At 61.2% G+C, this 21,649-nt stretch carries 20 protein-coding genes; 8 read left to right on the forward strand and 12 right to left on the reverse strand.

Annotated features, from left to right (window positions below; translation table 11 throughout):
* Positions 1-78 precede the first annotated feature (78 nt).
* Positions 79-279 (reverse strand): hypothetical protein, encoded by a 201-nt coding sequence (locus K0H47_RS27280; protein WP_010176820.1) that lies wholly within the window; start codon positions 277-279, stop codon positions 79-81.
* Between the two features lie 292 nt (positions 280-571).
* Between K0H47_RS27280 and K0H47_RS27285 the strand changes: the two genes are divergently transcribed.
* Positions 572-856: a DUF3509 domain-containing protein gene (locus K0H47_RS27285; RefSeq protein WP_017478706.1), complete on the forward strand. Its 285-nt coding sequence runs from the start codon at positions 572-574 to the stop codon at positions 854-856.
* A 171-nt stretch (positions 857-1,027) separates the two neighbouring features.
* Here K0H47_RS27285 and K0H47_RS27290 read toward each other — a convergent pair whose 3' ends face one another.
* Positions 1,028-1,906 (reverse strand): TIGR02285 family protein, encoded by an 879-nt coding sequence (locus K0H47_RS27290; RefSeq protein WP_219273918.1) that lies wholly within the window; start codon positions 1,904-1,906, stop codon positions 1,028-1,030.
* Positions 1,906-3,105, reverse strand: a complete 1,200-nt coding sequence (locus K0H47_RS27295; RefSeq protein WP_219273919.1) for a CaiB/BaiF CoA-transferase family protein — start codon at positions 3,103-3,105, stop codon at positions 1,906-1,908. Before K0H47_RS27295 ends, K0H47_RS27290 begins: the two co-directional genes overlap by 1 nt.
* Before the next feature lie 145 nt (positions 3,106-3,250).
* On the opposite strand from K0H47_RS27295, the gene K0H47_RS27300 reads away from it, so the two are divergent.
* The 6 genes from K0H47_RS27300 (at position 3,251) to K0H47_RS27325 (ending at position 8,432) form a co-directional block, all read left to right on the forward strand.
* Positions 3,251-3,793 (forward strand): YaeQ family protein, encoded by a 543-nt coding sequence (locus K0H47_RS27300; protein ID WP_003209567.1) that lies wholly within the window; start codon positions 3,251-3,253, stop codon positions 3,791-3,793.
* A gap of 186 nt (positions 3,794-3,979) precedes the next feature.
* The gene (gene recJ / locus K0H47_RS27305) at positions 3,980-5,689 is read left to right on the forward strand and encodes a single-stranded-DNA-specific exonuclease RecJ (protein ID WP_076017504.1); all 1,710 of its coding nucleotides are present in this window, start codon (positions 3,980-3,982) and stop codon (positions 5,687-5,689) included.
* Between the two features lie 151 nt (positions 5,690-5,840).
* On the forward strand, positions 5,841-6,947 hold the full coding sequence (locus K0H47_RS27310) for an NADH:flavin oxidoreductase/NADH oxidase (protein WP_003209564.1): 1,107 nt from the start codon (positions 5,841-5,843) through the stop codon (positions 6,945-6,947).
* 81 nt (positions 6,948-7,028) lie between these two features.
* Complete coding sequence (locus K0H47_RS27315) at positions 7,029-7,529, forward strand: ATP-binding protein (protein ID WP_063032958.1); 501 nt, start codon at positions 7,029-7,031, stop codon at positions 7,527-7,529.
* Positions 7,513-8,049, forward strand: a complete 537-nt coding sequence (locus K0H47_RS27320; RefSeq protein WP_063032957.1) for a GNAT family N-acetyltransferase — start codon at positions 7,513-7,515, stop codon at positions 8,047-8,049. Before K0H47_RS27315 ends, K0H47_RS27320 begins: the two co-directional genes overlap by 17 nt.
* A gap of 197 nt (positions 8,050-8,246) precedes the next feature.
* Positions 8,247-8,432: a hypothetical protein gene (locus K0H47_RS27325; protein ID WP_063034055.1), complete on the forward strand. Its 186-nt coding sequence runs from the start codon at positions 8,247-8,249 to the stop codon at positions 8,430-8,432.
* Positions 8,433-8,477: 45 nt separating this feature from the next.
* On the opposite strand, the gene K0H47_RS27330 is transcribed toward K0H47_RS27325, so the two are convergent.
* The 9 genes from K0H47_RS27330 to K0H47_RS27370 form a co-directional block, all read right to left on the reverse strand.
* A complete protein-coding gene (locus K0H47_RS27330; RefSeq protein ID WP_093201250.1) occupies positions 8,478-10,103 on the reverse strand; it encodes a glucan biosynthesis protein D in 1,626 nt (541 codons plus the stop codon).
* A gap of 361 nt (positions 10,104-10,464) precedes the next feature.
* Positions 10,465-12,327 (reverse strand): FAD/NAD(P)-binding protein, encoded by a 1,863-nt coding sequence (locus K0H47_RS27335; RefSeq protein ID WP_219273920.1) that lies wholly within the window; start codon positions 12,325-12,327, stop codon positions 10,465-10,467.
* A 91-nt stretch (positions 12,328-12,418) separates the two neighbouring features.
* Positions 12,419-13,843 carry a gamma-aminobutyraldehyde dehydrogenase gene (locus K0H47_RS27340; RefSeq protein WP_093201241.1) on the reverse strand — a complete coding sequence of 475 codons (1,425 nt, stop codon included), beginning with the start codon at positions 13,841-13,843 and terminating at the stop codon, positions 12,419-12,421.
* A gap of 178 nt (positions 13,844-14,021) precedes the next feature.
* Complete coding sequence (locus K0H47_RS27345) at positions 14,022-14,831, reverse strand: ABC transporter permease (RefSeq protein WP_063032954.1); 810 nt, start codon at positions 14,829-14,831, stop codon at positions 14,022-14,024.
* A complete protein-coding gene (locus K0H47_RS27350) occupies positions 14,821-15,750 on the reverse strand; it encodes an ABC transporter permease (protein ID WP_063032953.1) in 930 nt (309 codons plus the stop codon). Before K0H47_RS27350 ends, K0H47_RS27345 begins: the two co-directional genes overlap by 11 nt.
* A gap of 1 nt (position 15,751) precedes the next feature.
* A complete protein-coding gene (locus K0H47_RS27355) occupies positions 15,752-16,786 on the reverse strand; it encodes an ABC transporter ATP-binding protein (protein ID WP_003209551.1) in 1,035 nt (344 codons plus the stop codon).
* A gap of 179 nt (positions 16,787-16,965) precedes the next feature.
* Entirely contained in the window at positions 16,966-18,117 is a 1,152-nt protein-coding gene (gene ydcS, locus K0H47_RS27360; protein WP_063032952.1) for a putative ABC transporter substrate-binding protein YdcS, read from the reverse strand.
* Positions 18,118-18,189: 72 nt separating this feature from the next.
* Entirely contained in the window at positions 18,190-19,647 is a 1,458-nt protein-coding gene (locus K0H47_RS27365; protein ID WP_219273921.1) for a gamma-aminobutyraldehyde dehydrogenase, read from the reverse strand.
* A gap of 133 nt (positions 19,648-19,780) precedes the next feature.
* Positions 19,781-20,692 carry a LysR family transcriptional regulator gene (locus tag K0H47_RS27370; RefSeq protein ID WP_003209548.1) on the reverse strand — a complete coding sequence of 304 codons (912 nt, stop codon included), beginning with the start codon at positions 20,690-20,692 and terminating at the stop codon, positions 19,781-19,783.
* Between the two features lie 168 nt (positions 20,693-20,860).
* On the opposite strand from K0H47_RS27370, the gene K0H47_RS27375 reads away from it, so the two are divergent.
* The gene (locus tag K0H47_RS27375; RefSeq protein WP_063032950.1) at positions 20,861-21,574 is read left to right on the forward strand and encodes a tellurite resistance TerB family protein; all 714 of its coding nucleotides are present in this window, start codon (positions 20,861-20,863) and stop codon (positions 21,572-21,574) included.
* Positions 21,575-21,649: the final 75 nt, after the last annotated feature.

Here is a 21,649-nt window from a genome sequence, read left to right on the forward strand (position 1 = left end):
ATCGGCAAAACAACGCCGCTTTCCCTTCCTTGCGTTAGCGGCGGTTGCGTTTCAGGCAGCCCTGGTCGTAGGGGGCGTTTACGCGAGTAGCTTTTGCGCGATTGCCATGACGGTCCCGACAGCCGTGAAGAAGCCTATGGCGATACCCACGGGGTACCAGAAATTCTCACGGGTTATCTTGTGGGATTCTGCGTTGAGCTTGCGTTGTTCGGCATAAATTCGTGATATGTCAGCGTGGATTTTCTCTAGTACAGCCTGCTCTTTGTTGTGTTCCAGCATGGTCGTCATCCTTCGAAATGGGGGCTTTTGATAGGCCTGTGTGGCAGCGTGACCCGTACTCACCGAGTATAGGATTCACCCTCGGCATCAGCGCCAAAACGGCAACTCATTGAGTAAGCAGTTATGTGCTGCCGTTTTTTGGTTGTCATGTTGCAAGCGCATGCTGGACACGTCATCCCCGGCAACCCTTGAAAGACGAAAAAGCGAACTTTCCTACGACACAAATAGTCACTTAGGATAGATGCAGCTCCCGTTTACACGATTGTTCCCGAACTATTGAGTGGTGATCGAGATGGAAAGTATCAGCCTATTGCTCGGTGAAGCACTGAGCCCTTATCAGGTCACGCTGACCACCTCGGGTGTGCAGGGCGAATGCCTGGTAACCGTAAAGAATCCGGCCGGTGCCATCGTGGTCGAACGTGAAGTCGACCAGGCGCAATTGACCGACAAGCGTGCATTGGTGGATGTGGTGGACTGCTTGCACCGCGACCTGATGATCGCCGAAGGACGCCTGGAACCCTCGGTCATGGCGGCCCTGCGCAATGCGGCCCTGACTCGGCCGAATGCCTGTGCATGAAGATTTATTTTTGTTGGGAACCTTCCTACGGTAAGGCGAGTCAGATTTTGTAACAGCGAGATCAAGCATTGTGCTCCGGTGCTTGTGGCTCGTTGTTACTGGTCTTTTTAGGCCCTTATTAACCCCGAGTTGTCTCCCCACTGCTCGGGGTTTCTTTTTGCCCGCGATTTGTCATGGGCCGGGGGCCTCCTGGAAAAACGTCGGGTTGTCTTGCAGGTATTGATCACGCATGACCGGGTCGAGCCAAGAGGCGTAGGACTGCCGCAGTTGCTCCTGCGGGATTTTGCGCAGTACCTGATTGATCCGCTCGATAGCCTCACGTCCTGCCGCGGTATCCGTGCAGCCGATATGGGTCAGTTGATAGGGCGGGGTGCCCTTGATGGGATAAAAGATCAGGTCCTGGGGATCGATGCCCTGTTGCAGGGCCTGATAGCGAACTTCTGTCCAGTAACCCAACACCGCCTCCAGCCGCCCCTTTCGCTGCATTTGCAGCAGGCTGCCGAGGGCGTCATTGCCGTAGTGCGGTGCCAGTTTGTGAACACTGGCGTGCTTGAGCGCTTCATCGATAAGGGCGCCATAACTGCGTTCGGCGATGATGCCAAGGCGCGCATCCCGGGCATTCAAAAACGCCTCCAGGTCAAACATTCCATCCACCACAAACGGCGCCAGCGCTGCCTGCTGACTTTGGCGGACGGTCACCCCATTGCTCACCGTCGCAAAGGCCTGGGCGGAAAATACAACGGTTTTGGCGCGTTCTGCTGTCCGCAGCAGGGACGGGTCGCACGTCAGCGTGTCTGGGTCGCGGAGCATTTGCATACCGCGGGCGCGGTTCACGTGGAGGATCCTGTGTCGATACTCCGGCATATGCTCGGCGAGTATCGGCAGCAGTTGGTCGAGGGCACCCTGGCCCTTTTGCGGGCCGTCGAAAATGGTCACGGGCGGCAGGTCACGCAGCAGCCAGGTCAAGGTCTCCTGAGCCTGGCTCGACAGCGGCCAAGCCCCGAGCAGTGAACCCAGGAGGCATAGACGAATGATGAAGCGCGGCGCCATCAGATCGCGCCATTCTCACGCAGGCGGGTAATGGCGGCCGCGTCGTAGCCCAACTCATTGAGCACCATTGCGTTGTGTTCACCCAACTGTGGTCCGACCCACTCACAACTGCCCGGTGTGTCCGACAGTTTGGGCACGATGCCGGGCATCTTGAAGTCCTTGCCGCCAGGGAGTTGGGCCTTGAGGAACATCTCGCGGGCGAGAAACTGCGGGTCTCCCAGCATGTCTTCGGCGCTGTAGATTCGGCTGGCGGGTACTTCGGCCTTGTTCAACTGTTCCACCACTTGCTCCAGCGGCAGTGAGTTGACCCAGCGATCAATCACGCCATACAGCTCATCGCGCCGACTGTCGCGGCCATCGTTGCTGGCCAGGGCCGGGTCATTGGCCAGGTCGTCCCGACCAATGGCCGACATGAACCGCTTGAAGATCGCATCGCCATTGGCGCCGATCTGCACATGCTTGCCATCCTGGCTGGTGTGGATCGAGGACGGCGTGATGCCGGGCATGATGTTGCCGGTGCGCTCGCGGATAAAGCCAAATACGTCGAACTCCGGGATCATGCTTTCCATCATCGCGAAGATCGCTTCATACAGCGCCACATCCACCACCTGGCCGAGCCCGCCATTCACTTCACGATGACGCAGGGCCATCAGCGCCCCGATCACGGCCCACAACGCCGCGATCGAGTCCCCGATGGAAATCCCGGTGCGCACCGGCGGGCGGTCCTCGAAACCGGTGATGTAGCGCAGACCGCCCATCGACTCGCCCACCGCGCCAAACCCTGGCTGGTCCTTCATCGGCCCGGTCTGGCCAAAGCCTGAGAGGCGCACCATCACCAGTTTTGGGTTCAGGGCGTGCAGGGTTTCCCAGCTCAGGCCGAGCTTTTCCAGCACGCCAGGGCGAAAGTTCTCGATCAAAATGTCGGCGTCCGCCAACAGTTGCTTGAGGATCGCCAGGCCGTCCGGGTGTTTCAGGTTCAGGGTCAGGGATTTCTTGTTGCGCGCCTGCACAAACCACCACAGCGACGTACCTTCATACAGCTTGCGCCACTTGCGCAGCGGGTCGCCGCCATCCGGGGATTCGACCTTGATCACCTCGGCGCCGAACTCGGCACAGATGCGGGACGCGAACGGGCCGGCGATCAAGGTGCCAAGTTCGATGACTTTCAGGCCGGCAAGTGGTTTGGCGGTAAACGACATGAGGAACCTTTCGGGCAGGGCAGGGATGTGAGCCTTTTAACATAGGCGAGTCGCGCAGTGATAAGGATGATGCAGCGCAGGATTCGTTGAATCAGCTCGCCATCGGTTAGACTTGCCGCCTTTCCCTGTCTCTAGAAGTCCGTTCATGGCCCAGCCGTCCACGACCTACAAGTTTGAACTCAACCTCACCGACCTTGATCGTTCGGTGTACGAGAGCGTCAAGCAGACCATCGCCCGCCACCCTTCGGAAACCGAAGAGCGCATGACCGTGCGTTTGCTGGCCTACGCACTTTTCTACAACGAACAGTTGTCTTTTGGTCGTGGCCTGTCAGATGTAGACGAACCAGCGCTGTGGGAAAAAAGCCTGGATGACCGCGTCCTGCACTGGATCGAAGTCGGCCAGCCGGACGCGGACCGCCTGACCTGGTGTTCCCGCCGTACCGAACGCACCACCTTGCTGGCCTATGGCAGCTTGCGCGTCTGGGAAGGCAAAGTGGTGCCGGTGGCGAAGAACCTGAAAAACGTGAGCATCGCCGCCGTACCCCAGGAAATCCTGGAAGTGCTGGCCAAGGACATGCCCCGGGTGATCAAGTGGGACGTGATGATCAGCGAAGGCACGATCTTCGTGACTGACGACCGTGGCCAGCACGAAGTCCAGCTGGAATGGCTGGCTGGCGAGCGCGGCTGAAACGTCGATACCTGATTGGATGCTGGTCGAGTGTGGGAGCTGTCGAGCGTTAGCGAGGCTGCGATGCAGGCGCTGAGGTCTGACAGGTACACCGAGGTGATCCTGTTGCAGCCTCGCTGGGGCTCGACAGCTCCTACAAGGGATCACCGCTAATTTTCAACATTAAAGAGAAGCTTCCGTCACCCCATGCGTATCGATCCTCGCCCGTTGCCCGCCGTCCTGCCATTCCTCGGTGAATTGCCACCGTTGTTGACCCGTCTCTACGCCGCACGCGGGGTGCAATCGGAAGCCGAGCTGGATAAAAGCCTGGCCCGGCTGATTCCGTATCAGCAGCTCAAGGGCATCGATGCCGCCGTGGACCTGCTGGTGACGGCTCTGGAACAGCGCCAGCGGATACTGATCGTGGGTGACTTCGACGCCGATGGCGCCACCGCCAGCACCGTGGGCACCCTGGGCCTGCGTTTGTTGGGTGCCGCCCACGTCGACTACCTGGTGCCCAACCGTTTCGAATACGGCTACGGCCTGACCCCGGAAATCGTCGCCGTGGCCTTGCAACGCGAGCCACAGCTGCTGATCACCGTGGACAACGGCATCTCCAGCGTCGAAGGCGTGGCGGCGGCGAAAGCGGCGGGGCTCAAGGTACTGGTTACCGACCACCACTTGCCCGGCGATGAACTGCCGGCGGCGGATGCGATCGTCAACCCGAACCAGCCGGGCTGTGAATTTCCCAGCAAGGCGTTGGCCGGTGTAGGCGTGATCTTCTACGTGCTGATGGCCCTGCGCGCGCGTTTGCGCAGCCTTGGCTGGTACGAGAACAAGCCGCAGCCGAACATCGGTGAACTGCTGGACCTGGTGGCCCTGGGCAGCGTGGCCGACGTGGTCCCGCTGGACGCCAACAACCGCATCCTGGTCTATCAAGGCCTGGAGCGTATTCGTGCCGGTCGCGCTCGCCCGGGGATCAAGGCGATCCTCGAAGTGGCCAAGCGCGATCACGCCCGCATCACCTCCACCGACCTCGGGTTTATCCTCGGCCCGCGCCTGAACGCCGCCGGTCGCCTGGATGACATGAGCCTGGGCATCGAATGCCTGCTCACCTCGGATTTCGCCGCCGCCCGGGAAATGGCCGCGCAGCTGGACGGCATGAACCAGGACCGCAAATCCATCGAGCAAGGCATGCAGCGTGAGGCCCTGGCGCAGCTCAAGGACTTGCCGGTGGAATCGATGCCGTATGGCTTGTGCCTGTTCGACCCGGAATGGCACCAAGGCGTGATCGGTATCCTCGCCTCGCGGATGAAAGAGCGCTACTTCCGCCCGACCATCGCCTTTGCCGATGCCGGGGATGGCCTGCTCAAGGGCTCCGGGCGTTCCGTGCCGGGCTTTCACATCCGTGACGCGCTGGCCGTGGTGGCCAGCCAGCACCCAACGCTGATCGCCAAGTACGGCGGCCACGCCATGGCGGCGGGGCTGACATTGCCCGAGGCCAACTTCCCACTGTTCGCCGAAGCCTTTGACGCCGAAGTGCGCCGCCAACTGCGTGAAGAAGACCTGACGGGCCGATTGCTGTCCGACGGCACCCTGGCGGTTGAAGAGTTTCACCTGGAACTGGCCCGCGCCCTGCGCAATGCCGGGCCGTGGGGGCAGCATTTCCCCGAGCCGTTGTTTCACGGGGTGTTCCAACTGGTGGAGCAGCGCGTCGTCGGCGAGCGGCACCTGAAAGTGGTGCTCAAAAGCGAATGCGGTTCGGTGAAACTCGATGGCATCGCCTTCGGCATCGACCGCGAGATCTGGCCCAATCCGACCATTCGCTGGGTGGAACTGGCCTACAAGCTCGACGTGAACGAGTTCCGTGGCCAGGAAACCGTGCAACTGATGATCGCGCATATCGAGCCACGCTGAACCCTGTGCAATCCTCTGTTGTCGACTAGTCTCTAAGCACTGTGTGATCGGTCTTGTGACCTTGTCTTATTTCAGCCCGCCGGGGACGGGTTTTTCGTCGACCTTTCAAACAGAACCCTGGAGCCTGCCCACTGCATAAAAGAGGTGCCCCATGAGTCTGCTGCTTGAACCCTATACCCTGCGCCAACTGACCCTGCTCAACCGCATCGCCGTTTCGCCGATGTGCCAGTATTCCAGCGTCGATGGCCTGGCCAATGACTGGCACCTGGTGCACCTCGGCAGCCGTGCCGTCGGTGGCGCCGGGCTGATCTTTACCGAAGCCACCGCCGTGACTGCCGATGGCCGCATCACCGCCCAGGACCTGGGCCTGTGGAACGACGAACAGATCGAACCCCTGCAACGCATCACGCGCTTCATCAACGCCCAAGGCGCGGTGGCGGGTATTCAACTGGCCCACGCCGGGCGCAAGGCCAGCACGCATCGGCCATGGATCGGCAAGCATGGCAGCGTCAAGCCGGAAGACGGCGGTTGGGTGCCGGTGGGGCCTTCGCCGATTGCCTTCGATCCGCAGCACACTTCACCCAAGCAACTGGACGAAGGGCAGATCCAGCAAGTGATCGCTGACTTCGTCGCTGCCGCCAAGCGTGCGTTGACCGCCGGTTTCAAAGTGGCGGAAATCCACGCAGCCCATGGCTACCTGCTGCATCAGTTTCTTTCGCCCCTGAGCAACCAGCGTCAGGACCAGTACGGCGGCTCGTTCGAAAACCGCATTCGCCTGGTGCTGCAAGTGACCACGGCGGTGCGTGAAGCCTGGCCTCAAGAGCTGCCACTGTTTGTGCGGGTCTCGGCCACCGACTGGGTCGAAGACGGCTGGAACCCGGATGAAACCGTCGAACTGGCGCGCCGCCTGAAAGACCTGGGCGTCGACCTGATCGACGTCTCCTCCGGCGGCACCGCGGCCAATGCGGAAATTCCTACAGGCCCCGGTTACCAGACCCGCTTCGCCGAACGTGTGCGTAAAGAGTCGGGGATTGCCACCGGCACCGTGGGCATGATTACCGAGCCCGCCCAGGCCGAACATATCCTGCGCACGTGCCAGGCCGATATCATCTTCCTCGCCCGTGAGCTGCTGCGTGACCCGTACTGGCCGTTGCATGCCGACGACGACCTCGGTGGGCGCAAGGCGACCTGGCCGGCGCAGTATCAGCGGGCCACACATCGCGACCAGCCGATTCATGAGTCCGATTTGCGGGATTGATCTGCACAGCAATCGTGGTAAACATGAAAGCCCGCCGTTGGACCGGCGGGTTTTTTATTGGCTTCAATACCGGAGAAACTCATGTTGCACCTGATCTGCGGCAAAATCGCATCCGGCAAATCGACCTTGACCCAGCAGTTGTCGCAGGCTCCCCAGACGGTATTGATCAGCGAGGATGAGTGGCTGTCACGCCTTTATCCCGGACAGATCCAAGCCCTGGGCGACTACGTGCGCTGCACCGGCCACCTGCGCGATGCGTTGACGGCCCATGTCATCTCGCTGCTCAAGGCTGGCGTCTCGGTGGTGCTGGATTTCCCGGCCAATACCCAGGCCAGCCGTCGCTGGATGCGGTCTTTGTTCGAGGGCGCGGGCGCCGATCACCAATTGCATTACCTGGACGTGCCGGACGAGGTCTGCAAGGCACGCCTGCGTGCACGCAATGCTGCCGGTACCCACGCGTTTGAAACCAGTGATGCCCAGTTCGATTTGATCACCGGCTATTTCGAAGCGCCAACGCCTGGGGAAGCCTTCAACCTTGTTCACCATCACCCCTCGGACGCACAGCATGTTGATCAAGCGTGACCTGGCCGAAAAAGATCTGCCGTTGCTGGCACTGATTGACCGCACCGAACGGGTCGATGAGTGCTATCGCGTGGAACACGGTGAGTTGCGGCTATACCCCGAGCACCACGACATGCAAGGCTGGCCTGAGGGCGAAGCCGAGCAGGATGCCGTGGCCCTGCACGCGTGCCTGAAGCGCGGCGGCTGGCTGCATGGGGTGTTCGACGGCCAAACGTTGCTGGCCGCCGCGGTGGTGGACAACCGGGTTATCCACAATCAGGGCCTGCACATGCGCCAGCTCAAGTTTTTGCATGTGAGCCATGGTGCCCGTGGCCTGGGCCTGGGTGGCCAGCTGTTTGCCCTGGCCTGTGAGCACGCCCGCACGGCGGGGGCCGAGGCGCTCTACGTATCGGCCACCGAGTCGCGTAACACGGTGGAGTTCTATCTCCGGCACGGCTGCCACCTGCTCAAGCAGCCGGATCCTGAGCTGTATCAACAGGAACCGGACGACATCCACCTCTACCGGCCACTTGTGGGATAACGCTGTAGGTGACTGCCCTATAAGCATTTTTTTAAGTGATTACTCTAAAAAAATCACACGTCCGGCAAGATAGTTTCTACGCTTACAGTAAGTCTGGTTTCTGGCCCAGGAAGTCGGCTTGATGAGCCTCGCGGGTCGAACTGCGGGATGAGGTTATGGGCAACCAGGAGCAGTTGATTGATACGAGGAGACAGTCCATGGCCAAGTCTTATGGTGTTGCGGGTGTTGTGTCGTCCTTTCTGGCCCGACGCATGGCGTTGCGTGGCCGGCGGTTGAGTTCGGACGAGGCGGAATTGCTGGAACAGTACCGCGCCCTGACCGAGAGTGATCAGGTGGCGATGCGGTACTTGATCGGGGCGATGAAGAGTATTTCGCGGTTCTGAAAGCGCCGAAGGGATGTTCCCACGCAAGCGTGGGAACATTCGGTATCAGGTGTACTTGCGCTTGTCTGGCGCGGGTGGGAAGTACTGGTACAGCCAGGTTTCGCTCAAGGTGCGGTCCTGGGTGCGGATGAACAGCCGCAGTTCAACCGGCTCGACACTGTCGCTGGTGGGGTACCAATCAAACAGGATTCGATAACCCTTGATTGCATCCAGCACCAACACGCTGAAGTCTTTGACCTCACCATGGGAGCACGTCACCACCGGTTCGATCCCGGTGCCTTCAGGCAGACGATCCAGCCCGCCGCCGTTGAAGTCCACCGCAAAGCGCCGCGCCCAGACTTCAGGGTAATGCTCCCCCGGTGCCCAACCTTCGGTAAAACCGCCCATGCCCGAACGGGTGGCGTTGACCTGCGCCAGTGGCGTGCTGACCGGCGGCAGGGCGCTCCAGTACAGCTTGTAGCCGTAGTTCAGGGATTCGCCGGCTGCCACGGGTTTCTTCGGGGTCCAGAAGGCCACGATGTTGTCCAGGGTCTCGCCGGTTGTAGGAATTTCCAGCAGGTCGATAGAGCCTTCGCCCCACGCAGTTGTAGGTTCTACCCACAGGCTTGGACGCTTGCTGTACCAGTCCACGGTGTCCTGGTAGCTGGCGAACTCATGGTCGGTCTGCACCAGGCCGAAGCCTTTCGGGTCTTTGTCGGCAAACGCGTTGAATTGCAGGGTGGCCGGGTTGTTCAGCGGGCGGCAGATCCACTCGCCATTGCCGCGCCACATGGCCAGGCGATCCGAATCGTGGATCTGTGGGTGGATGGTGTCGCACATCCGCCGCTCAACCGTGCCGCAGCTGAACATGCTGGTCATCGGCGCGATGCCCAGTTGCTCGATGGCGGTGCGTGCGTTGATGTGGGCGTCGATGCCCATCACCACCTGGTTGGCCTGGCAGTCGATATCGAAGCGGTAGGCACCGGTGGCGCTTGGTGAATCCAGCAGGGCGTAGACCACGAAGCGGGTGCTGTCCTTGTCCGGGGTTTCGAACCAGAACTTGGTGAAGTCGGGGAATTCCTCGCGCTTCTTCGCGTAGGTATCGATGGCCAGGCCGCGTGCGGAAAGGCCGTACTGGCCGGTGGAATCCACCGCGCGGAAGTAGCTGGCGCCGAGGAAGGACAGCACGTCATGGCGGTCCAGTTCCGGGGCCTTGAACAGCTTGAAGCCGGAGAAACCCAGGTCGCCGGTCAGCTGCTTGGTGTCTACCGTGGTTTTTTCATAGTTGAACAGCGAAGGGCGGAAGTGCACCTCGCGGGCCTGGCGGGTTTTCGGGTCGACGCTGTACATGCGCACCGGCGTCTTGAAACCCATGCCGACGTGGAAGAACTGCACGTCCAACTGGCCGTTCAATTCTTTCCACAGCGAATGCTTGCCGTCGTAGCCGATGGCATTGAAGTTCTGTGGGGTCATGGTCGCCAGGGTCGGCGGCAATACCTGCTTGGTGTCCTGATAGCGATTGCCGGCCAACTGCTTGGCCTGGATCTTCAGCGCCTCGAAATCAAAGGCCTGGGCCTCGCCATCAGCGGCGCGATTGCCCGCCCAGGCTTGGGCGGCCAGCAGGCCACTGGCCGACAGACCGGTGTAAGCCGCAATGGCCATGGACGCTTTGAGCAAATTCCTGCGGTGCATAAATACAACCTGTCGTGAACAATCCCGCGCCGTTCCTGGCACGTGCTGGATCAAGGAAAACGGTTCGGACATGCCTTCGGCCAAACGCAACGGACATTAAACAGATGCCAAATAGCTTAAGCGGTTCGGTGCGGAAGGAAAAATGATTGATGGCGGGTTGATGGCGTTGCATGTGAAACAAGACGTTTCTGTGGGAGCCGTGTGGTGAGGGAGCTTGCTCCCGTTGGGTCGCGAAGCGACCCCGGCTCAGGCGATCGAAATCTTTCAGGAATATCTCGATCGCCTGGTTTGGGGCTGCTGCGCAGCCCAGCGGGAGCAAGCTCCCTCTCCACAACAACCTCTTTCTTCAGGAAAACCGGGATTAGCCCACTTCTCCAACCGCCCGATACGCCTCATCAATCGCCGCATGGGCATACGCACTCCACGCCGCATCCGAGTTGGCGATGCTCACATGCCCCAGCGGTTTACGCGCCAGGTCCTTCAGTTTTTCGCTTTCATCGGCATCGTCAAACAAGCTGTTGGAGAAGGTCGCATAGCCGTGTGACCAACGGTTGACAGTGATCGCCAGAATGTCGGTCTGGTGGTTGAAACCGCCCGGGCCGAGCATGCGCTGCAGCTGGTCCCGCAGTTGCGCTTCCAGTTGTTCAAAGGTCTGCCCATACAACTTGCCCCGGCCGGCGCGGGCCTGGTCGCGGCCGTTCATGCCGCTATTGGGGCTGGTGGGCACGTAGACCATGTGCAAACCAATCGGCTGCGTCGGGTCGCGTGGGTGCTCGTAGCCGCCCATGCTCACCGGGTAGTCGAGCTTGATCCGGCTGTAAGGCTGGGTCGCCGCATAAATCTCATGCACCCCCAGCTTCTGGAACGACGTCCAGTTGCGCACCACCACTTTGGTGTAGACCAGCGGGTACTTCACGTTCTGGCTCAGGGCCTGGGCTTGTTCCGCCGGCAGGTCCCGCAGCAGGTACGGGATCATCATGTTGTAGCAGGCCAGGATGCAGCGTTTGCCGCGGACCTGTGCGAGTTGGCCGCCACGGCTGTAGCCGATATGCACGCCGTCGCCGACGTTACGCACACTGACCGCCGTGCTGTTGAGGCGCACCCGTACCGGCGTCTTGGGCTGATCGAGCTTGGCGTAGTCAAACGGCGCCAGCACGATGCCATCCATGGTGTGCCCGGGCGCCACGGCCGGAATCAGGCTGCGCACCAGCAACCGAGCGAGGGACGCGTTGCCGTCGGGGAAGTGGTAGATGTAAGGCTCTTCCATTTCTGCGGCGGCTTCTTCGCTGATAGGCGCGAGGTTCATGCCGCCAAAGCCCGGGAAACCCACGCTGTAGGCATCCGCCGATGCAACGGCATCAATACTCAAGGCCATGAAGTCGTTGGTGCGGCTCTGGAAGTACTTCACCGCGCCTTCCGACAAGCCCACGTCCTTGAGCAGGAAGTCGCGGTAGCTGGTGGCCGCCAGATACTCGGCTTTTTCTTCGGCGGACTTGCCCGGCAGGTAATCCTTGGGCGAGACGTGCAGGGCGATCAATGCCTGGCGGTCCGCTTCCGGTAGCGGGAAATCATTGATGAAGTCGCTGATGGAGCGGGCGTGCAATTGGTCCGGGGCGATGTCGTCGGCCACCATTGGCGTCGGGTCGCCGGTGACCAGTTTGTCTTCTCCAAAGTTTTCCTTGTCGAAGAACACCCCGCGGGATAAACCCAGCCCCGGGTAGAACTGGCGGTCAAAGGCCGTCTCGAAGCGCTTGATGTTCACCCCGAGTTTCTTCAACAGCCCGTTTACTTCCTTGCTGTAAAGATGATTGGGCGATTGGAACGCTTCGCTGCCGCCGTAGCCGATGATCAGCCGGCCACCGGCCTGGAATTCATTGCGCTTGGCATGCCCGCCGAAGTCGTCGTGGTTCTCCAGGATCAGGATCTTCGCCTTCGGGTGCTTCTCACGGTAGAACCATGCTGCTGACAAACCGCTCAAGCCACCGCCGACCACCACCAGGTCGTAGTCTTCGGTGATCGGCAATTTATCGGTGTCGAAGGCCTTCTTTTCCCAGCCCATCTGGTGGGCGACTTCGAATGAGCCGACATGGCTGCCGCGCAAGCCGGTGAGGGCGGGCGGGTAGTAGCGGCCATCGGGAGCGGCCTGGAGGATTTGCAGCGGGGTCATGCCGGCGGCAATCGTGATGGCGACGCCGTTGAGGAAGTCGCGGCGGGTGATGTCCATGGGAACCTACGAATTATTTATTGTTATTAGGAGACCCCCTGTGGGAGCGGGCCGTTGTGGCGAGGGAGCTCGCTTCGACAGGGGGAAAGGGTCAGTGCTTGAACATCACATGGCGAACGGTGGTGTAGTCCTCCAGGCCGTACATGGACATGTCTTTACCGTAGCCGGACAGTTTCTGACCGCCATGAGGCATTTCGCTGACCAGCATGAAGTGGGTGTTGACCCAGGTGCAGCCGTACTGCAAGCGCGCAGCCAGGCGGTGGGCGCGGCCGACATCGGCGGTCCAGACCGACGACGCCAGGCCGTAGTCCGAATCATTGGCCCAGGCCAATACCTGGGCCTCGTCGTTGAACTTGGTCACCGACACCACCGGCCCGAACACTTCGCGGCGCACGATCTCGTCGTCCTGCTGCGCGTCGGCCAGCACGGTGGGCTCAAAGAAGAACCCGTTGCCTTCCACCGCCTTGCCACCGGTGATCAGGCGGATATGGGATTGCGCCACGGCACGCTCCACAAACCCGGCCACCCGGTCGCGATGCTGCGCGGTGATCAGCGGGCCCAGTTCGGTGTCCGGATCATCCTGCAAACCGTATTTGATGCTGGCCACTGCCGCGCCGAGCTTCTCGACAAACGCATCGTAGATATCGGCCTGTGCATAAATCCGACACGCAGCGGTGCAATCCTGGCCGGCGTTGTAGAAACCGAAGGTACGGATGCCTTCCACGGCCGCGTCGATATCGGCGTCGTTGAAGATGATCACCGGCGCCTTGCCGCCCAGCTCCATGTGCATGCGTTTGACGCTGTCGGCGGTGCTGGAAATGATATTGGCGCCGGTGGCAATCGAACCGGTCAGCGACACCATGCGCACTTTCGGATGATTCACCAGCGGGCTGCCAACGGTTGGCCCACGGCCAAACACCAGGTTGAGTACACCGGCCGGAAAAATGTCAGCGGCCAGTTGCACCAGGCGCAGCGCGGTCAGCGGGGTTTGTTCCGACGGCTTGAGCACCACGGTATTACCAGCGGCCAACGCCGGGGCGATTTTCCAGGCGACCATCATCAGCGGGTAGTTCCACGGCGCGATGGAGGCAATGACGCCCACCGGGTCGCGGCGGATCATCGAGGTGTGGCCCGGCAGGTATTCGCCGCCGGCCGAACCGCTCATGCAACGGCTGGCACCGGCGAAGAAGCGGAACACATCGGCCACCGCCGGGATCTCGTCATTCAGCGCAGCGCTGTAGGGTTTTCCGCAGTTGTCGGACTCCAGCTTGGCCAGCTCTTCGCCATGGGCTTCGATAGCGTCGGCGAGTTTCAACAGCAGCAGCGAGCGATCCTTCGGTGGCGTTTGCGACCAGCCTTCAAAGGCGCTGTCGGCGGCGCGCACGGCGGCGTCGACCTGGGCTTCGCTGGCTTCCTTGATCTCCACCAGCACCCGGCCCAACGCCGGGTTGAATACCGGCTGCGCCGGGCCTTCACCTTCGACCAGATGGCCGTTGATCAGCAGTTTGGTTTGCATGGTTCAGTCCTCTTAAAGCTGCATCGTTTCCCCTGCCGAAACCGGTTCAAGTGTGGGAGCGGGCTTGCTCGCGAATGCGGTCTTTCAGTTGATACATCACGTGACTGATACACCGCTTTCGCGAGCAAGCCCGCTCCCACATTTGAATCTCATTCCGTCAGTGGCAATGTGTTGTCAGTTATTTACCGCCACTACCGGCCACGCTTTCGCCGCCGCGGGTCAGGTAATAGGCACCGAGAATCGGGAACATCGTCACGATCATCACCAGCATCGCCACCACGTTGGTCACCGGCACATCCCGTGGTCGGCTCAACTGGTTGAGCAGCCACAGCGGCAAGGTGCGTTCGTGGCCGGCGGTGAAGGTGGTGACGATGATTTCGTCGAACGACAGCGCAAACGCCAGCATGCCGCCGGCCAGCAACGCCGAGCCGAGGTTGGGCATGATGATGTAGCGGAAGGTCTGCCAGCCGTCGGCACCGAGGTCCATCGAGGCTTCGATCAGGCTGTGGGAAGTGCGGCGCAAACGGGCGATCACGTTGTTGTAGACGATCACCACGCAGAAGGTCGCGTGGCCGACGATGATGGTGAACATCCCCGGTTCAATCCCCAGGGTCTTGAAGGTCGCCAGCAACGCGATACCGGTGATGATCCCTGGCAGCGCAATCGGCAGGATCAGCATCAGCGAGATGCCTTGCTTGCCGAAGAACTCCCGGCGATACAACGCCGCCGAGGCCAGGGTGCCGAGCACCATCGCAATCAGCGTGGCGATGGCCGCGATTTGCAGCGACAGCTTGATCGCTTCCAATACGTCCGGCCGCGAGAAGGCCACGCTGAACCACTTCAGGGTGAAGCCCTGGGGCGGAAAGCTGAACGCGGCTTCTTCGGTGTTGAAGGCGTAGAGGAAGATGATCAGGATCGGGAAGTGCAGGAAAACCAACCCACCCCAGGCCGCGATTTTTAGACTCCACGAAGCTTTTTCAGAGTGCATCGAAGGCCCCCAGACGTTTGACGATGGACAGGTAAACCGCGATCAGCACGATCGGCACCAAGGTGAATGCAGCGGCCATGGGCATGTTGCCGATAGCGCCTTGTTGGGCGTACACCATGCCGCCGACGAAGTAACCCGGCGGGCCCACCAGCTGCGGCACGATGAAGTCCCCCAGGGTCAGCGAGAACGTAAAGATCGAACCCGCCGCAATCCCCGGCACCGACAGCGGCAAAATCACTTGCATGAAGGTCTGGCGCGGCTTGGCGCCAAGGTCGGCCGAGGCTTGCAGCAACGACGGCGGCAGGCGTTCAAGCGAGGCCTGGATCGGCAAAATCATGAACGGCAGCCAGATGTACACAAACACCATGAACCGCCCCAGGTGCGAGGTGCTCAAGGTGCTGCCGCCCACGCCGGGAATGCCCATGATGAATTGCAGCGCCGGCTCCAGGCCCAGGTGCTGCACGAACCACTGCGCCACGCCGCCCTTGGCCAGCAGCAGGGTCCAGGCGTAGGCCTTGACGATGTAGCTGGCCCACATCGGCATCATCACCGCGATGTAGAAAAACGCCTTGGTCTTGCCGGTGGTGTAGCGCGCCATGTAGTAGGCGATGGGGAACGCGACGATGGCACTGGCGATGGACACCACGACCGCCATGCTCAAGGTGCGCACGATGATGTCGAAGTTCGACGGCTGGAACAGCGCGGCGAAGTTGGCCAGGGTCAGGTCCGGCGTGACCGCCATGGTGAAGTCATCGAACGTGTAGAAGCCTTGCCACAGCAAGGTCAGCAGCGAACCCAGATAGATCGCACCGAACCAGATCAACGGCGGCACCAGCAGCAACGACAGGTACAGGTTGGGCTTCTTGTACAGCAGGTTGGAAAACCTGCGCATCGGGGGGTGGGACAGGGCCAGGCTCATGTCACACCTCGCCTGCGATATCGGTCAACGGGGTCATGGCTTCCCGCGCCCAGCGCGCGGTGATGGACTGGCCGACCTGATGCCCGGCGGTGGTGTCCAGCCATTGATTGTTGGCCTGGCTGATGTTCAGGGCCTGGCCGTTTTCCAGTTTCAGTTCATAGCGGGTGGCGCTGCCCTGGTACTGGATGTCATGCAGCAGGCCGCTGACTTCCACCTCGCCGCTGCCCAGCGGGCCTTCGGCAAAACGCACGTGTTCCGGGCGGATCGAGAACGGCTGCGGGTTACCGCTCAAGCGTTGCGCCAGCTCGCCACGAATCACGTTGGAGGTGCCGACGAACTCTGCGACGAAGGTGGTGGCGGGCTTCATGTACAGGTTGCGCGGGGTGTCGACCTGTTCGATGCGGCCCTTGTTGAACACCGCCACGCGGTCGGACATCGACAGCGCCTCAGTCTGGTCGTGGGTGACGAAAATAAAGGTGATGCCGAGTTGGCGTTGCAACTTCTTCAACTCGCTTTGCATCTGCTCGCGCAGCTTCAGGTCGAGAGCGCCCAGTGGCTCGTCGAGCAGCAATACGCGAGGGCGATTCACCAGCGCACGGGCCAGGGCCACACGTTGACGCTGGCCACCGGAGAGTTGCACCGGCTTGCGGTCGCCGTAGCCGCCGAGTGCGACCATGCCGAGGGCTTCTTCGGCGCGGTTGAGGCGTTCGGTCTTGCCCACGCCTTTGACTTTCAGGCCGTAGGCTACGTTGTCCCGCACGTTCATGTGGGGGAACAGCGCGTAATCCTGGAACACGGTGTTCACGTCCCGCTGGTAGGGCGGCAAACCGGCAGCTTCTTCGCCGTGAATACGGATGGAGCCGGCACTCGGTTGCTCGAACCCGGCGATCAGGCGCAGGCACGTGGTTTTGCCCGAGCCTGAAGGGCCGAGCATGGAAAAGAACTCGCCGTCCTGGATATCGATGGAAACCCGGTCAACGGCTTTCACTTCGCCGAACTGACGGGAAACGTGGGTGAATTGGACTGCAAGCGTCATGGTGCGGTGCTCCAAAAAGGCGCGTCTTGTAAAAATTAAATCGGAGGTAGAGGTGATCGTTCCCACGCTCTGCGTGGGAACGCCTCCTGTGACGCTCTGCGTCACGACGTTAAAAGCGGACGCGGAGCGTCCAGACTGCGTTCCCACGCGGAGCGTGGGAACGATCAACTAGGGAGTGCTTAGCGCCCGCCCATGATCGCGATGTAATCCTGGGTCCAGCGGCTGTACGGCACGAACTTGCCGCCTTCAGCCTGCGGGGTTTTCCAGAAGGCGATCTTCTCGAACTGGTCGAAACCGTTGGTCTTGCAACCCTCGGCACCCAGCAGTTCGCTTTCCTTGCACGCGGCGGGCACCGCCGGCAACGAACCGAACCACGAGGCCACGTCACCCTGGACCTTCGGCTGCAGCGACCAGTCCATCCACTTGTAGGCGCAGTTCGGGTGCTTGGCTTCGGCGTGCAACATGGTGGTGTCCGCCCAGCCGGTAGCGCCTTCCTTCGGAATGGTCGAGGCAATCGGCTGTTTCTCGTTGACCAGGCCGTTGACCTGATACGGCCATGCGCTGGAGGCCACCACGCCTTCGTTCTTGAAGTCACTCATTTGCACGGTGGTGTCATGCCAGTAGCGGTGGATCAACGGTTGCTGGGCGCGCAACAGGTCGAGCACGGCCTTGTACTGGGTTTCGGTCAGCTCGTACGGGCTCTGGATGCCCAGTTCCGGCTTGGTGGCCTTGAGGTACAGCGCCGCATCGGCGATGTAGATCGGGCCGTCATAGGCCTGCACACGGCCTTTGTTTGGCTTGCCGTCCGGCAGGTTCTGCGCCTCAAACACCACATTCCAGCTGGTGGGCGCGGTCTTGAACACGTTGGTGTTGTACATCAACACGTTCGGGCCCCACTGGTACGGCGTGCCGTACGTTTGCTGGCCGACCACGTACCACGGCGCATCTTTCAGGCGCGGGTCGATGTTCTTCCAGTTGGGAATCAGCGAGGTGTTGATCGGCTGTACGCGCTTGCCGACGATCAGCCGCAGCGAGGCATCGCCGGATGCGGTGACCAGGTCGTAGCCGCCCTTGGCCATTAAGCTCACCATCTCGTCAGAGGTGGCGGCGGTCTTGACGTTGACCTTGCAGCCGGTCTCTTTCTCGAAACCGGTGACCCAGTCGTAGTTCTTGTCGCTTTCGCCACGTTCGATATAGCCGGGCCAGGCGACGATATCCAACTGGCCTTCGCCGGCGCCGACCGCCTTGAGCGGTTCGGCGGCCTGGATACTGACACTGGCCAGCAGCGCGGTGGTCAGGGCACTGAGCAGTGCGGTCTTGTGCGCAGACATGGGGGTTCCCTCTTCTTTAATTATGGTCGGGGCAGTTTTTGCAGCAGGTGGTGCGTGAGCGTAGTTGTTGTTTTAAAGATGCTGGCCGTGGCGCGCCATGATGTGCCGCACCACGCTGTAGTCCTGTAGCGAATCGCTGGACAGATCTTTCCCATACCCCGAGCGCTTCAAACCGCCGTGGGGCATTTCGCTGACCAGCATGAAATGGCTGTTGATCCAGGTGCAGCCGTATTGCAGGCGCGATGCCACCTGCATGGCCTTGTCCAGGTTCTGGGTCCAGACGGAGGAGGCCAGGCCGTATTCCGAGTCGTTGGCCCAGTCCACGGCCTGCTCCAGTTCGTCGAAGCGGGTCACGGTGACCACCGGCCCGAACACTTCGCGCTGCACGATTTCATCATTCTGTTTACAACCGGCCAGCAAGGTTGGCTGGTAGAAGAACCCCGCGCCGGAATGCACGGCGGCGCCGGTAATGCGTTCGATATGCGGCTGGCCGAGGGCGCGTTCGACAAAGCTGGCCACACGGTCGCGCTGGCGCGTGCTGATCAGCGGGCCGAGTTCGTTATCGGCATCGCGCTTGCCGGCGAACCGCAAGCTGCTGACGGCGGCGCCGAGGTCGGCCACCAACTTGTCGTGAATGCCCGCCTGGGCGTAGATGCGGCACGCGGCGGTGCAGTCCTGGCCGGCGTTGTAATACCCGTAGGCGCGCACGCCTTCGACCACGGCTTGCAGGTCGGCGTCGTTGCACACGATCACCGGAGCCTTGCCGCCCAGTTCCAGGTGGGTGCGCTTGAGGGTCTTGGAGGCGGCCTGGAGGATTTTCTGCCCGGTGACGATATCGCCGGTCAACGACACCATGCGCACCTTCGGGTGGCTGACCAAATGGCTGCCGACCCCTTCGCCGCCGCCACACAGAATGTTGATCACCCCGCGCGGCAACAGCTGGCTCAGTACGGGCGCCAGGGCCAGGATCGACAGCGGCGTATGTTCCGAGGGCTTGAACACCAGGGTATTGCCGGCGGCCAGGGCCGGAGCGATTTTCCAGGCGGCCATCATCAGCGGGTAATTCCAGGGCGCGATCGAGGCGACCACGCCAATCGGATCACGGCGCACCATGCTGGTGTAGCCCGGCAGGTATTCACCGCTGAGCTGCCCAGTCTGGCAACGCACGGCACCGGCGAAGAAGCGGAACACATCGACAGTGGCGCTCAAATCGTCCTGGCGTGCCAGGTGCAACGGTTTGCCGCAGTTCAGGGATTCCAGGCGGGCGAGGTAGTCGGCCTGTTTTTCGATGGCATCGGCGATGCCCAGGAGAATGTTCGAGCGTTGCTGGGGCGTGGTTCGCGACCAACCGGCAAAGGCGCGGTGGGCGGCGAGAATCGCGGCTTCAACCTGTTCGGTGCTGGCCTCGGCGATATGGGTGAGGATTTCACCGGTGGTCGGGTTGATGATCGGCTCGACAAAACCTTCGCCTGCGACCAGTTCGCCGTCGATCAGCAACGCAGTGAGCAGCGGTGTGGGCGCGCCAGACATTTTTCGCGATCTCTTTTCTTGTGTGGTCATGGCTGTTCTCTTACGAGGCGCCTGACCTTCTCTTATGGGATGAGCAGAGACTAGAGGTCAGGCGCGAGGTCAACAAATACTAAATACTGAAAGCAGCATTCGATTAAATAGATGGCTTGCGCGGGTGGGGCTGTTCGCGGGCTACCGTCAGGAACGGGTCCACCAACGCCGGGCGCGCCGTGCCCCGGCGCCAGGCCAGGCCCACATCGAGGGTTTGGCTGAGGTCGGCAATCGGCCGGGCTTCGATGATGTCGCCCTCCAGGGACCAGGGGCGGTAGGTCATGTCTGGCTGGATCGACACGCCGAGGCCGGCGGCGACCAGGCTTCGCACGGCTTCCGTCGAGGCGGTGCGCAAGGTGACGCGGGGTTGCAATCCGGCGCCGGTCCACATGCGTTGGGCGTTGTGGCCCATTTCATCGACGTTCAGTTGAATCAGCGGCTCGCGGGCAACGTCGGCGAGGTTGATGCTGTCGTGTTCCAGCAGCGGGTGCTGGGCGGGCAGCCATAAACGGTGGGGCGAGTGGGTGAGCACTTCGGTTTGCAGGGCGTGGCGGTCTTCGAGGTTGGAGAGGATCAGCACGCCGACGTCGATTTCACCGCTGACCAGCAGGTGTTCGATGTAGGGGCGTTCGTCCTCCATCACGCGGATTTCGACATTGGGATAGGCGCGCTGGAAGCGCGTGAGCAAATCCGCCAGGTAGTAGCCGGCCACCAGGCTGGTCACGCCGATGATCAATTGCCCGGCCACCTGGTCGGTACTCTGTTGCAGGCTGCGCTTGGCGTTGTCGACGGTGGCGAGGATCAGGTGGGCCTGGCGCAGGAACTGGTGGCCCTGGTGGGTCAGGGTCATGCCCTTCGCGTGGCGGTTGAACAGGTTGACGCCGATTTCCTGTTCCAGTTGCTGGATCGCCAGGGTCAGGGTGGACTGGGATATGAAGGCGGTCTGGGCGGCGGCGGAGATCGAGCCGGTCTCGGCCACGGCGATGAAGTGACGGATCTGACGCAAGGTCATCATGCTGGAATTACCAGTGGGGTGTTTTTATAGATTTGTTCGAGTGTATATCGTTTTAATTGAGGGGTAAGCGCGTTACATCTGGAAGCACTCTAGATCGGGGGTTTTTGGCACTTAGTTTTACGCTGGGGGCCTATTGGTCCTGTGAACCCTAGTTTCTGGAGGCTGTGAATGAATACCCGTGGATTGCTCGATCAACTGCTCAAATCCGGGCAGGACATGTTGCAGAACAAGGCTGGCGGGCAGCGCAAGTCAGATGACAAAGGTGCCCTTGGCGGCCTGCTGGGCGGCGGCGGGTTGGGAAGCTTGCTCGGCGGTGCCGGTGGTGGGGCCCTTGCGGCCGGTGCCATGGGGTTGTTGCTGGGTAACAAGAAAGCCCGCAAGTTTGGCGGTAAGGCGCTGACCTACGGTGGGTTGGCGGCGCTTGGTGTGATTGCCTACAAGGCGTATGGCAACTGGCAGGCGCAGCAGGCCAATGCGCCTCAGGGGGAGCCGCAGACCATTGATCGCCTGCCGCCGGCGCAAGTTGAGCAACATAGCCAGGGGATTTTGAAGGCCCTGGTGGCTGCGGCCAAGGCTGACGGGCATGTGGATGAGCGGGAGCGGGCGTTGATCGAAGGGGAGTTTTTGAAGCTGGATAACGATCGTGAGTTGCAGCAGTGGTTGCATGCTGAACTGAACAAGCCGCTGGATCCGGCGGATGTGGCTCGGGCTGCCAGCACTCCGGAGTTGGCTGCCGAGATGTATATCGCCAGTGTGATGTTGGTGGATGAGGAGAACTTCATGGAGAAGTCGTATCTCGATGAGTTGGCGCGGCAGCTTAAGTTGGAGCCTGGGTTGAAGGCTGAACTGGAGAAGCAGGTGCGGCAGGCTGTGGTGGTTTGATTGTGTACATATCCGTTATTTAGGTAACGGCGACTTATGGTTCCGCTCTTACAGCGGCTCACTTTGGAAAAGCCG

The organism is Pseudomonas sp. Xaverov 83 (assembly GCF_019352905.1).
Taxonomy (GTDB): Bacteria; Pseudomonadota; Gammaproteobacteria; order Pseudomonadales; family Pseudomonadaceae; genus Aquipseudomonas; species Aquipseudomonas yamanorum.

Bases quoted from the DNA above. Each gene is read 5' to 3' on its own strand.
- K0H47_RS27330 (WP_093201250.1), bottom strand. From the start codon at position 10,103: ATGCACCGCAGGAATTTGCTCAAAGCGTCCATGGCCATTGCGGCTTAC.
- K0H47_RS27365 (WP_219273921.1), bottom strand. From the start codon at position 19,647: ATGTCTGGCGCGCCCACACCGCTGCTCACTGCGTTGCTGATCGACGGC.
- K0H47_RS27290 (WP_219273918.1), bottom strand. From the start codon at position 1,906: ATGGCGCCGCGCTTCATCATTCGTCTATGCCTCCTGGGTTCACTGCTC.
- K0H47_RS27310 (WP_003209564.1), top strand. From the start codon at position 5,841: ATGAGTCTGCTGCTTGAACCCTATACCCTGCGCCAACTGACCCTGCTC.
- K0H47_RS27350 (WP_063032953.1), bottom strand. From the start codon at position 15,750: ATGAGCCTGGCCCTGTCCCACCCCCCGATGCGCAGGTTTTCCAACCTG.
- recJ (WP_076017504.1), top strand. From the start codon at position 3,980: ATGCGTATCGATCCTCGCCCGTTGCCCGCCGTCCTGCCATTCCTCGGT.
- K0H47_RS27320 (WP_063032957.1), top strand. From the start codon at position 7,513: ATGTTGATCAAGCGTGACCTGGCCGAAAAAGATCTGCCGTTGCTGGCA.
- K0H47_RS27280 (WP_010176820.1), bottom strand. From the start codon at position 279: ATGCTGGAACACAACAAAGAGCAGGCTGTACTAGAGAAAATCCACGCT.
- K0H47_RS27370 (WP_003209548.1), bottom strand. From the start codon at position 20,692: ATGATGACCTTGCGTCAGATCCGTCACTTCATCGCCGTGGCCGAGACC.
- K0H47_RS27315 (WP_063032958.1), top strand. From the start codon at position 7,029: ATGTTGCACCTGATCTGCGGCAAAATCGCATCCGGCAAATCGACCTTG.
- K0H47_RS27285 (WP_017478706.1), top strand. From the start codon at position 572: ATGGAAAGTATCAGCCTATTGCTCGGTGAAGCACTGAGCCCTTATCAG.
- ydcS (WP_063032952.1), bottom strand. From the start codon at position 18,117: ATGTCTGCGCACAAGACCGCACTGCTCAGTGCCCTGACCACCGCGCTG.
- K0H47_RS27340 (WP_093201241.1), bottom strand. From the start codon at position 13,843: ATGCAAACCAAACTGCTGATCAACGGCCATCTGGTCGAAGGTGAAGGC.
- K0H47_RS27335 (WP_219273920.1), bottom strand. From the start codon at position 12,327: ATGGACATCACCCGCCGCGACTTCCTCAACGGCGTCGCCATCACGATT.
- K0H47_RS27300 (WP_003209567.1), top strand. From the start codon at position 3,251: ATGGCCCAGCCGTCCACGACCTACAAGTTTGAACTCAACCTCACCGAC.
- K0H47_RS27325 (WP_063034055.1), top strand. From the start codon at position 8,247: ATGGCCAAGTCTTATGGTGTTGCGGGTGTTGTGTCGTCCTTTCTGGCC.
- K0H47_RS27295 (WP_219273919.1), bottom strand. From the start codon at position 3,105: ATGTCGTTTACCGCCAAACCACTTGCCGGCCTGAAAGTCATCGAACTT.
- K0H47_RS27345 (WP_063032954.1), bottom strand. From the start codon at position 14,831: ATGCACTCTGAAAAAGCTTCGTGGAGTCTAAAAATCGCGGCCTGGGGT.
- K0H47_RS27355 (WP_003209551.1), bottom strand. From the start codon at position 16,786: ATGACGCTTGCAGTCCAATTCACCCACGTTTCCCGTCAGTTCGGCGAA.
- K0H47_RS27375 (WP_063032950.1), top strand. From the start codon at position 20,861: ATGAATACCCGTGGATTGCTCGATCAACTGCTCAAATCCGGGCAGGAC.